General features: G+C 69.7%; 11 protein-coding genes and 1 riboswitch. Of the genes, 4 read left to right on the top strand and 7 right to left on the bottom strand.

Annotated features, from left to right (window positions below; genetic code table 11):
* Positions 1 to 34 precede the first annotated feature (34 nt).
* The 7 genes from OG948_RS24520 to OG948_RS24490 all read right to left on the bottom strand — a co-directional run bounded on the left by OG948_RS24520 (position 35) and on the right by OG948_RS24490 (position 7,638).
* On the bottom strand, positions 35 to 1,135 hold the full coding sequence (locus OG948_RS24520) for an ABC transporter ATP-binding protein (protein WP_406298533.1): 1,101 nt from the start codon (positions 1,133 to 1,135) through the stop codon (positions 35 to 37).
* Positions 1,135 to 2,142 (bottom strand): ABC transporter permease, encoded by a 1,008-nt coding sequence (locus OG948_RS24515; RefSeq protein ID WP_395873423.1) that lies wholly within the window; start codon positions 2,140 to 2,142, stop codon positions 1,135 to 1,137. The genes OG948_RS24520 and OG948_RS24515 overlap by 1 nt, the downstream gene beginning before the upstream one ends.
* A 102-nt stretch (positions 2,143 to 2,244) precedes the next feature.
* On the bottom strand, positions 2,245 to 4,011 hold the full coding sequence (locus tag OG948_RS24510) for an ABC transporter substrate-binding protein (protein ID WP_406298532.1): 1,767 nt from the start codon (positions 4,009 to 4,011) through the stop codon (positions 2,245 to 2,247).
* A gap of 37 nt (positions 4,012 to 4,048) precedes the next feature.
* Complete coding sequence (locus tag OG948_RS24505) at positions 4,049 to 5,044, bottom strand: ABC transporter permease (RefSeq protein WP_395873425.1); 996 nt, start codon at positions 5,042 to 5,044, stop codon at positions 4,049 to 4,051.
* 308 nt (positions 5,045 to 5,352) lie between these two features.
* On the bottom strand, positions 5,353 to 6,081 hold the full coding sequence (locus OG948_RS24500; RefSeq protein ID WP_406298531.1) for an enhanced serine sensitivity protein SseB C-terminal domain-containing protein: 729 nt from the start codon (positions 6,079 to 6,081) through the stop codon (positions 5,353 to 5,355).
* A gap of 79 nt (positions 6,082 to 6,160) precedes the next feature.
* The gene (locus OG948_RS24495) at positions 6,161 to 6,877 is read right to left on the bottom strand and encodes an enhanced serine sensitivity protein SseB (RefSeq protein ID WP_406298530.1); all 717 of its coding nucleotides are present in this window, start codon (positions 6,875 to 6,877) and stop codon (positions 6,161 to 6,163) included.
* 29 nt (positions 6,878 to 6,906) lie between these two features.
* Positions 6,907 to 7,638, bottom strand: a complete 732-nt coding sequence (locus OG948_RS24490) for an AAA family ATPase (RefSeq protein ID WP_406298529.1) — start codon at positions 7,636 to 7,638, stop codon at positions 6,907 to 6,909.
* Positions 7,639 to 7,812: 174 nt separating this feature from the next.
* Positions 7,813 to 7,906, top strand: a riboswitch (glycine riboswitch).
* Positions 7,907 to 8,198: 292 nt separating this feature from the next.
* Between OG948_RS24490 and gcvT the strand changes: the two genes are divergently transcribed.
* The 4 genes from gcvT to OG948_RS24470 all read left to right on the top strand — a co-directional run bounded on the left by gcvT (position 8,199) and on the right by OG948_RS24470 (position 11,713).
* Complete coding sequence (gene gcvT, locus OG948_RS24485) at positions 8,199 to 9,299, top strand: glycine cleavage system aminomethyltransferase GcvT (protein WP_406298528.1); 1,101 nt, start codon at positions 8,199 to 8,201, stop codon at positions 9,297 to 9,299.
* Positions 9,300 to 9,383: 84 nt separating this feature from the next.
* Positions 9,384 to 9,758 carry a glycine cleavage system protein GcvH gene (gene gcvH, locus OG948_RS24480; protein ID WP_395873430.1) on the top strand — a complete coding sequence of 125 codons (375 nt, stop codon included), beginning with the start codon at positions 9,384 to 9,386 and terminating at the stop codon, positions 9,756 to 9,758.
* On the top strand, positions 9,755 to 11,059 hold the full coding sequence (glyA, locus tag OG948_RS24475) for a serine hydroxymethyltransferase (RefSeq protein WP_406298527.1): 1,305 nt from the start codon (positions 9,755 to 9,757) through the stop codon (positions 11,057 to 11,059). The genes gcvH and glyA overlap by 4 nt, the downstream gene beginning before the upstream one ends.
* Positions 11,060 to 11,299: 240 nt before the next feature.
* Complete coding sequence (locus OG948_RS24470) at positions 11,300 to 11,713, top strand: hypothetical protein (protein WP_406298526.1); 414 nt, start codon at positions 11,300 to 11,302, stop codon at positions 11,711 to 11,713.
* Positions 11,714 to 12,043 lie beyond the last annotated feature (330 nt).

Here is a 12,043-nt window from a genome sequence, read left to right as displayed (position 1 = left end):
ACGTGCCCATCCGGTTTCGCGTTCGCCGTCCCGCTCACAGGCGCGGCCTGATGTCCTCGGTCCAGATCCGCTCGCGCTCCCCGAGGTCCAGGTGACACGCGGTGCGGTGGCCCGGCTCGATCTCCACGAGCTGCGGGACCTCGGTCTTCTCCCGCCCGTCGTTGTGGTCCGCGTACGGGCAGCGGGTGCGGAACGCACAGCCCGAGGGCAGCGAGATCAGGCTCGGCGGGCTGCCCTTGATCGGCATCAGCCGTGCCTGACGCTCCCGGTCGAGCCGGGTCAGCGAGCCCAACAGGCCCCAGGTATAAGGGTGTCGGGGCTGCTCGAACAGGGTCCGCGAGGGCCCGTGCTCGACCGCCCGACCCGCGTACATCACCAACACGTCGTCGGCGAGTTCGGCGACCACGCCCAGGTCGTGCGTGATCATCACCACGGCGGAGTCGAACTCCCGCTGCAGGTCCCGGATCAGGTCCAGAATCTGGGCCTGCACGGTGACGTCCAGCGCGGTGGTCGGCTCGTCCGCGATCAGCAGCTCCGGGTCGCAGCTCAGCGCCATCGCGATCATCGCGCGCTGGCGCATGCCGCCGGAGAACTGGTGCGGATAGTCGTCCACCCGCCGGTCCGGACGCGGGATGCCCACCCGGCCGAGCAGTTCCACCGCGTGGGCGCGGGCCTGCTTGCCGGTCACCTCGTTGTGCACCTGGTAGGCCTCGATGATCTGGTGGCCCACCGTGTAGTACGGGTGCATCGAGGACATCGGGTCCTGGAAGATCATCGCCATCCGGCGACCGCGCATCAGGCGCACCTGCTCGGCGGTGGAGCGCACCAACTCCTGGCCGTCCAGCCAGATCTCGCCGCCGATCCGGGCGCTGGTGTTGCCGTGCAGGCCCATGATCGCCAGCGACGTGACGCTCTTGCCGGAGCCGGATTCGCCGACGATGCCCAGCGTGCGCCCGCGCTGGAGCGCGAAGTCGACGCCGTCGACGCTGCGTACCAGGCCGTCGTCGGTGGGGAAGTGCACGGTCAGGCCGCGCACTTCGAGGAAGTTTTCGGGGGCCGGCGGTGGTCCGGCCGGGGCGAGCTTGGCTGTTTCGGCCGCGGAGTCCCGCTTGCGGCGCGGTAGCAGACGGGGCATCAGGTCCTCACCCGGGGATCGACGACCGCGTAGAGCAGGTCCACGACGAGATTGGCCAGGATCACGAAGATGGCGGCGATCATGGTCACGCCGAGCACTTCGGGCAGATCCTGTTGCGTGATCGCCTCGACGGCGAACTTGCCGATGCCGTCCAGCGAATAGACCTGTTCGGTCAGGATCGCACCACCGAGCAGCAGGCCGACGTCCATGCCGAAGATGGTCAGGATCGGCGTGAGCGCCGCGCGCAGCCCGTGTTTGACGATGACGTCCCGCTCCCGCAGGCCCTTGGCTCTCGCGGTGCGGATGTAGTCCTCGCTCATCGTCTCGAGCATGCCGGCCCGGGTGAGCCGGGCGTACAGGGCCGCGTACAGGAACGCCAGGGTCAGCCAGGGCAGGACCAGGTTCCAGGCCCAGCTTCCCGGATTGTCGAAGAACGGCACGTAGTGCACGCCCTTGAAGATGGGCCATTGATAACTGAACAACGCCAGCGCCACCAGGCCGGTGAAGAACGGTGGCAGCGACACGCCCGCGAGCGCGAAGCCCATCGAGAAGCGGTCCCACAGGGTTCCGCGTTTGAGCGCCGAGACCACGCCGATGGACACGCCGACGACCAACCAGATCACCGCGGCGCCGGCGGCCAGCGACAGGGTGACCGGGATCCGGTCCTGTAGGCGTGGCCACACCTCAAGGTTGTTGCGGAAGGAGAAGCCCAGGCACGGCGGCGCGCAGTGCACCTTGCGGACACCGGTGTCGTAGTCCTTGCCGGCGATCATGCCCTTGACGAACCTGCCGTATTGTTCGGGCACCGACTTATCCAGCCCGAGGCTGTGCTTGACCTGCGAAATCGCTTCCGGGCTGGGCGACTTGCCGACATACCGCGCGGCGAGTTGGTCGCTTGTGGCGCCTCCCAGACGCGGTATCAGGAAGAAGATGGCGAAGACCGCCATGGTGACGATCAACAGGAGCACCACCGCTCCCGCCAGCCGCCTGAGCAGATAGAAAATCATGAGCCGGCGACCCGGTCCGGCGCGGGGAGCGGGATCACCACTCCCCGCACCGGAACTGACGGGCCTTCACCTCTCCTTCGGGCTACTGACCTCGTCGCAGGCTTACTGGATACCGATGTTGAGGTAGTCGTACATCCCGGAGTACGCGGGGGTGACGACCAGGTTGGTCACGTTCGGCGGGCGGTAGAGCAGCGACTTGGTCCAGGCGAACGGGACCATCACCGCCGCCTCCATGACCTTCTGGTCCAGTTGCTGCCAGATGGCCGCGCTCGCGTTCGGGTCGATCGTCCGCGTGGCCTGGTCGATCAGACCGTTGACCGCCGGGTCGTTCAGCTCGGACAGGTTCGTGCCACCGGCGGGCTTGATCGCCCGGCCGTCCACGATCTGCTGGAAGAAGCCGAACTGGGTGGGGAAGTCTGGACCCCACTGCATGAACATGATGCCGACCTTGTTGTCCGCCACCCACTTGGGCACACCGGCGAACTGGGTGAAGTAGTCACCCGAGGGGTACTGGCGGATCTCGATCTTGATGCCGACCTTGGCGAGCGCGTTCTGCACCGACGTGGCGCCCGCGACCTCCTTGGGCCGGTTGCTGCGCGCGGTGAGCACGGTGCTGAAGCCGTCCGGCTTGCCGCACTGCTTGAGCTCGTCCTTGGCCTTGGCCACGTCACCGGTGTGCTTGGCGCCGTTGGGGTACATGTCGGCGACCTTGGAGCCGGCCAGCGTCGGCGGCATCAGGTTGGTCGCGATGTCCGCGCCGACCTCGCCGCCGACCGCGCGCTGCATCTGCGACTTGTTCACCGCGTACTGCACGGCGCGCCGGCAGTGCACGTTGTCGAACGGCGGGGTCTTCGAGCTGATCGCCAGGTAGGCGAGCGCGCCGGAGACCGCGTCATCCGAGTTCCCGGCCAGCTTCTGGTCGGTGAGGATCTTGTTCTGCGCGGCGGCCTGGACACCGGTGCCGACCACGTCCAGTTGCGCCGTGTTGGCGAACAGGCGGTTGTCGACGTCGTTCGCGTCCTGCTTCTCCAGGAGCTCGATCCGGTCCGGCAGCGCCTTGCGCAGCGGGTCGGTGCTCGGGTCCCAGTTCGGGTTGCGGACCAGGTTGACCGCCTTGCCGGGCTCGTACTGGCCGTCGACCATGTACGCGCCGGAGGCGAGGGGGTGCTTGACGTACTCCTTGCCGGTGTCCTTGGCGCGCGGTACCGGCGCGGTCTGCGGGAGCGCGGCGAGGTAGTTGAAGTCCGCGAACGGCTCCTTCATCTTGAAGATGATGGTGTAGTCGTCCGGCGTCTCGATCGCGCTCAGGCCCTGCTTGTCCGCGGAGTCCTTGTACGGGCCCTTGTAGGTGCCGTCCGGGTCCAGGTACTGGGTGAAGTACGCCGGGCCGTTGGGCAGGATCTCCTTGTCGAAGGTCCGCTCCACCGCGTACTTGACGTCCGCGGCCTTGACCTCGGTGCCGTCCTCGTACTTGACGCCCTTGCGCAGGTGGTACGTCCAGGTCTTGCCGCCGTCGTCGGTCTTGCCCACCTCGGTGGCCAGGTCCGGCGCGAACTCGTAGCTCGCGTTGCCCGGGGCGGGCTTGAAGGTCAGCAACGGACGGGCCATCAGCCGGGAGAAGTTCCAGGCCGAGGCGTAGTACATGTCGCCCGGGTCGAGCGAGTCGAACTTGTCCGAGCTGACCAGCTTGAGCGTGCCGCCCTTCTTGGTCGACTGGTTGACGACCTCGGTGATGGCCTTGTTGCTCGGCGAGTACTTCTTCTTCGAGCCGCCGCCACCACCGCCACACGCGGTTGCGGCCAACGCGGTGACCGCAACGATGCCGATCAGCGCCTGGGCCCTGCGCCTGCGAGTTACCGGGTGTTTCATCGCTGGTCGTGCCTCCTCGTGGGGACTTGCCGGATATTCAGCGGCTGCGTGGGTCCAGGGCGTCTCGAAGCCCGTCGCCGAGCAGGTTGAACGCGAGCACGGTGATGAAGATCGTGACTCCGGGGACGACCATGAACATCGGGGCGTCCTCGTACCGCGGGACGGCGCGCGCGAGCATGCCGCCCCACGAGGCGGTGGGTTCCTGTACGCCGACCCCGAGGAAAGAAAGGGCGGCCTCGAACAGGATGTTCGTGGGAATGAGCAGCGTGGCGTACACCAGGATCGGGCCGACCAGGTTCGGCATCAGTTCCTTGAAGATGATGTGCCGGTCGGTGGCCCCGAGGCTGCGCGCCGCCTCGACGAACTCGCGTTCGCGCAGCGACAACGTCTGGCCGCGCACGATGCGGGCGATGTAGGGCCAGCTGAAGAACCCGATCACGAAGATCAGGACGGTGACCCGGAGCGTGTCGCCCTTGAGGCCGAACGCCTCGCCCTGGAGGCTGCTGCCGATCGCGATCGCGAACAGGAGCAGTGGGAAGGCCAGGAAGACGTCCATGGCGCGGCTGATCAGCGCGTCGACCCAGCCGCCGAAGTAGCCCGCGGCGGTGCCCAGTACGACGCCGATCACCACGGACAGGAGCGTGGCCAGGAAGGCCACCAGCATCGAGATCCGGGCGCCGTAGACGATGCGCGAGAAGATGTCCCGGCCGTTGACCGGTTCCAGTCCCAGTGGGTGGTCCCAACTGGCGCCGCCGAAGCTGCCGTTGGGGATGTTCAGCACCGGGTCGAGCAGGTCGTCGTGGTACTCGGTGGGATCCCCGCCGATGACCGAGGTGATCAAGGGCGCGAAGATCGCTACGAGTACCATGAAGACGATCACCACGCCACCGGCCATCGCGACCTTGTCGCGACGGAATCGGGCCCACGCGATCTGACCCAGGGAACGACCCTCGATGCGTACGCCGGAGGATTCGGCGATCGCTTCGGGGTGCGCCTCTCGGGCCACACCGGTGGTCTCGATCGGTGCCGTCATGGATCGACCCTCCCCGCTCACGGATGCGACGGCGGCTCGGGATCGCCGATCCCGTCGCCATACCCGGCATTGCGATCCCGATGATCTTCGGGATCTGTCGTCCGGGTGAGACTCCTCCGTGACGCGGGTCACCAACAGGGGTCGCGGAATACCTTTACTGAACCGTGATTACGTCGACACGATTCACTGGTTGATCCGCGTAGATCGGTCACGAAATCACAACAAGGCAGCGGTTGATGACGTGACGTCAGTTTTTTGGGGGCATCAGTGCCTGTTGCCCGCGATCGCCACTGTGTGCCGATCGTCGATCACCGCGTGTCGCGGGCGGCCTCGTCGAGCATGTCGATGCCGATGAAGGGGCGCGTGTGGTCGCGCATCCACTCGGCGACCGGATCGAACGGGTCGTCCAACGCGACCGAGGACAAGGTGAGTCCGGCCGGCGCCGCGGCCGAGGCGCGGGCCATCGCGTCCCGCATCCGCTGCATCGTGGCGGGCTGATTGTCCGTCAGGCGCAGGCCGATCACGAGGCGTTCGGGTCCCACCGCGGGCCGCACCCAGGCCCGGTGGGCGGCTCGCACCACCTGGGTCTGGAACAGTTGGCCGCCCAGCAGCGCGTAGAACGCCGGGTCCCACAAAGTGGGTTCGCCGACCTCCAGCGGTCCGGCCATCAACCGGTCCAGGCCGCCGACGATGCGTCGCAGGTCGAGATAGGGCACGCCGACGCCACCGCCCTGGGCGTGCGGATTCAGCCACAGGCCCCAGCGGTCGGTGTACAGCGAGGACGCGATCTCGGTGACCGGACAGACCTCGAACGAGCGGTCCCAGCCACTGAGACGCAGTTGTTCCTCGGACGTGAACGCCGGGGCGTAGCGCCACCCGGCCACGTCCATGTTCCCGTACTGCGCGTCCGGGCTGCCCGGTTGCCCCTGCCACAACAACATCCACACGTGGGCGCCGGTGAGCGCTTGGAGCAACCGCTCGTAGGCGTCGTAACGCCCGGGTGCCACCTGGCTGAGGGCCTGCTCGACCTGGTTCACGACGTCCTCCCCGAATCCGAACCGATGTACCGATGTACCGATGCTCCGATGTACCGATGTCGCGCTGTCCGACGCGGGCTCAGCGCTGGTCGACGCGCAGGTAGAACGGCTGGGTCCGCTCCAGCATCCAGTCCCCCACAGGATCCTGCGCCACGTCCAGGAGCACCACGTTCACCGGCCACGGACACGGGGCCCGGCCGAGCGCGCGCTCCAGGGCGCCGACCGCGGCCAGTCGGTCCTCCTCCTGCCAGCGGTCCAACTCGACGCCGATGAACAGGCACGGCGGGTCGTTCTCGATGACGCCCAGGCCGCGGCGGGCACTGAGCACGACCGGCACGTGGGTGAACTCGGCGGCGGCCGCGATCAGGAAGTCCATCGGCTCCTGGTCCGGCTCGTACAGCCGCACGCGCGCGCCGCGCGGGCCCGAGCCGGCCGGTCGGGCCAACTCCAGCACGCCGGGCGGCGGGATCGGGATGCCCACCTCGCCGCCGGGGTTGACCGCGATGCCCACGTGCGGCGGCATGCCGCGGGCGAACTCGCGCATCGGCGCGACGGTGCACGCCATCGGTCCGGCGATCCGCCGGAACTCCTCCTCCGAGGAGAACACCGGGACGTACGGCCGGCCGTCGATCTCGGTGGTGGGCAGGGTCAGTTCGCTGTCGGCCGGGTTGCCGCCCTCGGGCAGCGGCACCCATACCTCCGCCTCGGCCAAAGCCTCGAAGAGGGCCTCGGCCCGGGACGGATCGCGCATCGCCGCGACGAGCGCGCTCTCCACGGGATTGGCCGGGAACGGCATGGTGGTGCTCCTCTGGTGTCCGCCGCAGTTTACTTCTCGCCCGATTGCGGTCGCCGGGACTGTCCCGGTACGGGGTCTGCGAAAACGATCCGGCCCAGGTGCCCGGCGGCCGGTCGGTCGAGCAGCACGCACGAGGTGAAGCCGCCCGGAGCCGACGCCAGGGTGGGTCCCGCGTCCAGCCACGGCGACAGCCGGGCGAGCAACTCGCGCCATTCGCGGTGGTGCCGGGCGAACACCGGTGTGGACACCCCGCGCCCGCGTTCGCGTTGGCCGGAAAGCGCCTGCTGGGCGGTCACGTCCAGGAGCAGCGCGTGCGCGGAGCTGCCGCGCCGACGGGCCGCGAGCACCAGTACCCGACGCAGGATCGGGTTGCGGCCGCTGTCGTGCACGACCACCGCGCCGGGGCCGCGCAGCGCCCGGGCCACCTCGCCGTAGTGGGAGAGCCGCACCAGCGGCCGGTAGACCCGGTAGGGGATCCGCCCCGCCCGTACCGCCCAGCGGGCCCGGACCAGATCGGCGTCCAGGACGGCGACCCCGGCCCCGGGCGTGACCACGCGCGCGAGCAGCGTGCTCTTGCCGGCTCCCGGCAGGCCGGTGACCACGAGCACGCACGAGGCCGGATACGCCAGGACGTCCACGACCCGGTCGCCGATCCCCTCCCCCGCCCGATCGCGCTCCTCCCGGAGGTCGTGCACGGACCGGGGGATCAACACGCCGCCCGTCGCGGCGCCGGTATGCGCCCCCGCCGAGTCCGTCTCCACGAGTCCTCCCCTTGTCACAACCGTCATGCCCTGCGCATGGTGTCGCACCCATGGGTGCGCGCGCGTCCCGGTGATCCCTCGGACTCCGCGGGGCCCGGTCCCGGCGGGGTCCCGGTCCCGGCGGGGGATTGACGTCACGCGCTAGCATGCCGGGCACAACCTCATAACGGCCGTCGACCCCACGCGGAAGAGTCCCCGCCCACGAGCGGGGCGCCGAAGGAGCAACTCCTCCCCGGAATCTCTCAGGCACCGATACCGCATGGGTCAGGCACTTCTGGAAAGCAACCACACCGCAGGTGTGGTTCACCCACGGTGCAAATCGCGAGTTCGACGCGATGAAGCTCTCAGGTTCCGATGACAGAAGGGGAGGGCACCCCACTTTTCGACCGACTCTGGTCGAAAAGGGCTGAAAGCCGTGGCAGGGAGCCCCCTTTGTTGTCGTATTCGCCGCAGTACCCGTCACCTTCCGCGCCGGCCGAGCGCGCGGCCGTTCGCCATGCCCGCGACCGGCCCGCGCCCTTGGCGTGTTCCCGCCGGCGCCCCCTCGAAGGAGCCTTCGCATGACCACCGACCGCCGGACCCCGCTCGACGCCGTGCACGACGCGCTCGGGGCCACGATGACCGACTTCGCCGGTTGGCGGATGCCGCTCCGGTACGGGAGCGAGCGCGACGAGCACACCGCGGTGCGCACCACGGCCGGCCTGTTCGACCTCACCCACATGGGCGAGATCGAGGTCACCGGTCCGGACGCCGCCCGCGCGCTCGACCACGCCCTGGTCGGTTTCGTGTCGAAGATCGGGATCGACCGCGCCCGGTACACGATGATCTGCACCGAAGAGGGCGGCATCGTCGACGACCTGATCGTCTACCGGCTGGGCGACGAGCACTTCGTGGTGGTGGCCAACGCGTCCAACGCCGACGTGGTCGCGGGCAGCCTGGCGTACCGCTCGGAGAAGTTCGACGCCACCGTGCGCGACGCGTCCGAGGAGTACACGCTGCTCGCCGTGCAGGGCCCCGCGTCGACCGCGATCGTCGGCTCGCTCACCGACGCCGACCTGCCCGCGCTCAAGTACTACGCGATCCTGCGCACCGAGGTCGCCGGCGTGCCCGTCCTGCTCGCGCGCACCGGCTACACCGGCGAGGACGGCTTCGAACTGTTCGCCGCGCCCGGCGACGCGGTCGCGCTGTGGGAGTCCCTGCTGACCGCCGGCAAGCCGCACGGCCTGGTGCCGGCCGGCCTGTCCTGCCGCGACACGCTGCGCCTGGAGGCGGGCATGCCGCTGTACGGCCACGAGTTGACCCGGGACACCACGCCGTACGAGGCCAACCTGGGCCGGGTGGTCCGACTGGACAAGCCCGAGGACTTCGTCGGGCGCGACGCGCTGGCCGCCGCGCAGGAGGACGTGCGCCGCACGCTGGTCGGGCTCACCTCGCCGGGCAAGCGGGTCCCGCGCGCGGGCTACCCGGTGGTGGACGCGGAGACCGGCGAGAAGGTCGGCGAGGTCACCTCCGGCGCACCCTCGCCCACGCTCGGCGTGCCGATCGCGATGGCGTACGTGGGCACGGACCGGGCCGAACCGGGCACGCGCCTGGCCGTGGACATCCGCGGCAAGGCCGAGCCGGTCGAGGTGGTCGCACTGCCGTTCTACAAGCGGGGCTGAGGTCGGCCGACCGGCCGACCGACACAAACCGTCACAAAAACACCTGAGGGACAGACCCTCCGCATTCGAATGGAGAATGGACCCGTGCACGCACCCCAGCACCTGCGCTACAGCAAGGAACACGAGTGGCTCGACGAGGCGGCCTCCCCCGCCCTCGTCGGCATCACCCAGCACGCGGCCGACGCGCTCGGCGACGTGGTGTTCGTCCAGCTTCCCGAGGTCGGCCAAGCGGTCGTCGCCGGTGAGCCGTGTGGCGAGTTGGAGTCCACGAAGTCGGTCAGCGACATGTACGCGCCGGTCTCCGGCGAGGTCGTCGAGATCAACGACGCGGTCGCCGAGGACCCCGCCCTCGTGAACTCCGACCCCTTCGGGACGGGCTGGCTGTTCAAGGTGCGCATCGACGGCGAGGCCGAGGGCCTGCTGTCGGCCGACGAATACGCCGCGTTCTGCGGCGAATGATCGAGATCGACCCGATCGAGGAGCTGACAACCGTGACGATCCTGGACCGTCCGCTGAGCGAGGTGGACCCGCAGGTCGCCGCCGCCGTCACCGACGAGCTGCACCGCCAGCAGAACACCCTGGAGATGATCGCCTCCGAGAACTTCGCCCCCGTGGCGGTGCTGGAGGCGCAGGGTTCCGTCCTGACCAACAAGTACGCCGAGGGCTACCCCGGCCGGCGCTACTACGGCGGCTGCGAGCACGTCGACGTCGTCGAGCAGCTCGCCATCGACCGGGTCAAGGAGCTCTTCGGCGCCGAGGCCGCCAACGTGCAGCCGCACTCCGGCGCGTCCGCGAACGCCGCCGCGATGTTCGCGCTGCTCACCCCCGGCGACACGATCCTGGGCCTGGACCTGGCCCACGGCGGCCACCTCACCCACGGCATGCGGATCAACTTCTCCGGCAAGCTCTACAACGTGGTCGCCTACCACGTCGACGAGAAGGCCCACCGGGTCGACATGGAGGAGGTCGAGCGCCTGGCCAAGGAGCACCGGCCGAAGATGATCATCGCGGGCTGGTCGGCCTACCCGCGGCAGCTCGACTTCGCCGAGTTCCGCCGGATCGCCGACGAGGTCGGTGCCTACCTCATGGTGGACATGGCGCACTTCGCGGGCCTGGTCGCCGCGGGTCTGCACCCCAGCCCCGTGCCGTACGCGGACGTGGTCACCACCACGACGCACAAGACCCTGGGCGGCCCGCGCGGCGGCGTCATCCTGTCCAAGGCGGAGTACGCCAAGAAGATCAACTCGGCGGTCTTCCCGGGCCAGCAGGGCGGCCCCCTGGAGCACGTGATCGCGGCCAAGGCGGTGGCCTTCAAGGTCGCCGCGTCCGACGACTTCAAGGACCGCCAGCGGCGCACCCTGGAGGGCTCGGCCATCCTCGCCGAGCGGCTCACCCGCAAGGACGTCACCGACGCGGGCATCACCGTGCTCACCGGCGGCACCGACGTGCACCTGGTCCTGGTCGACCTGCGCGACTCGGAGCTCAACGGTCAGCAGGGCGAGGACCGGCTGCACGAGATCGGCATCACGGTCAACCGCAACGCGGTCCCGTTCGACCCGCGCCCGGCGATGGTCACCTCCGGTCTGCGGATCGGCACGCCGGCGCTGGCCACCCGCGGCTTCGACAAGGCGGACTTCGAGGAGGTCTCCGACATCATCGCCGAGGCCCTCCTCCCCGGCTTCGACGACGCCCGCAAGGCGGCCCTGGCCACGCGCGTCACGGCCCTGGCGAAGAAGCACCCGCTGTACCCGAACCTCTGACCCACGACCTCACGGCGTCAGGTTCACGAGCACGGCCGCGGGGCCGGCAGGGCGACCCCCTGCCGGCCCCGCGGCCGTTCACCCGCCCGCTTCTCGCGTCCGGGTGCGCGGTTCCCGCCTCGGGTAGGCCGAACAGGTGACGGAACCGCATCAACTCGTGAGTGTGGCCCGCGTGATCGGGTTCGACGCGTTGGGATGGAACCGCGGGGGTCCGCCACGACCCGATGAAGGTGCAGTCCCATGAACGACTCGCCGAACGACTCGTCCGACCCGACCGGCAACCCGTACGCTCCACGCCTGGTCGCCGCCGGCCAGACCTTCGACGTGATCGAGGTCGACGCGCGGCTGGGGCGCGAGGCGGTGAAGCAGTTGCGCGCGGCGGGAGTTCGGGTCGGCCCGGTGATCCACGACCGGCGCTGCGCCAAGATGGGCTTCCTGGTCCCGGTCACCTCCCCGGCCCGCACGCGCCTGCGCGACCAGCGCGGCCCGAGCCGGCACGGCCGGGGCGCCTGGGTCACCTTCCCGCCCGCGCGCGGTGAGAGCGGCCCGCTGGTCTGGTACATCGCCCCGACCGAGAACCCGATCCCCACCCCGCTCGCCCCACTCGACTCCGCCATCACCCGCGCCGCCGCGACCCTGATCGATCACACGTGACCCACCACCACCCTCGGCAAGCCCCCGAACACGGCGCCACGACGCGGGCTCCACCCCACCGCCCCGACCGAAAAACCCGACCCCCACCCCACTCGCCCTCGTCCCGCCCCCGAGCACCCCCCCCACGATGCGGGATCCGGTTCACCACCCCGCTCGCCCCACTCGCCCCCGCACCACCCGCCCCGCCGCAACCCCGACCGATCACACCCGACCCACCACCACCCTCGTCACGCCCCCGAGCACCCCCCCACGATGCGGGATCCGGTTCACCACCCCGCTCGCCCCACTCGCCCCCGCACCACCCGCCCCGCCGCAACCCCGACCGATCAC

The sequence above is a fragment of the Embleya sp. NBC_00888 genome, assembly GCF_045207655.1.
GTDB lineage: Bacteria > Actinomycetota > Actinomycetes > Streptomycetales > Streptomycetaceae > Embleya.
The sequence above is the reverse complement of the archived record's forward strand: the minus strand, read 5'-3'. Positions and strand labels throughout refer to the sequence as shown.

Coding starts and splice junctions, on each gene's coding strand:
- OG948_RS24515 (WP_395873423.1), bottom strand. CDS start 2,142: ATGATTTTCTATCTGCTCAGGCGGCTGGCGGGAGCGGTGGTGCTCCTG.
- OG948_RS24495 (WP_406298530.1), bottom strand. CDS start 6,877: ATGCCGTTCCCGGCCAATCCCGTGGAGAGCGCGCTCGTCGCGGCGATG.
- OG948_RS24520 (WP_406298533.1), bottom strand. CDS start 1,135: ATGCCCCGTCTGCTACCGCGCCGCAAGCGGGACTCCGCGGCCGAAACA.
- glyA (WP_406298527.1), top strand. CDS start 9,755: ATGATCGAGATCGACCCGATCGAGGAGCTGACAACCGTGACGATCCTG.
- OG948_RS24470 (WP_406298526.1), top strand. CDS start 11,300: ATGAACGACTCGCCGAACGACTCGTCCGACCCGACCGGCAACCCGTAC.
- gcvT (WP_406298528.1), top strand. CDS start 8,199: ATGACCACCGACCGCCGGACCCCGCTCGACGCCGTGCACGACGCGCTC.
- OG948_RS24510 (WP_406298532.1), bottom strand. CDS start 4,011: ATGAAACACCCGGTAACTCGCAGGCGCAGGGCCCAGGCGCTGATCGGC.
- OG948_RS24505 (WP_395873425.1), bottom strand. CDS start 5,044: ATGACGGCACCGATCGAGACCACCGGTGTGGCCCGAGAGGCGCACCCC.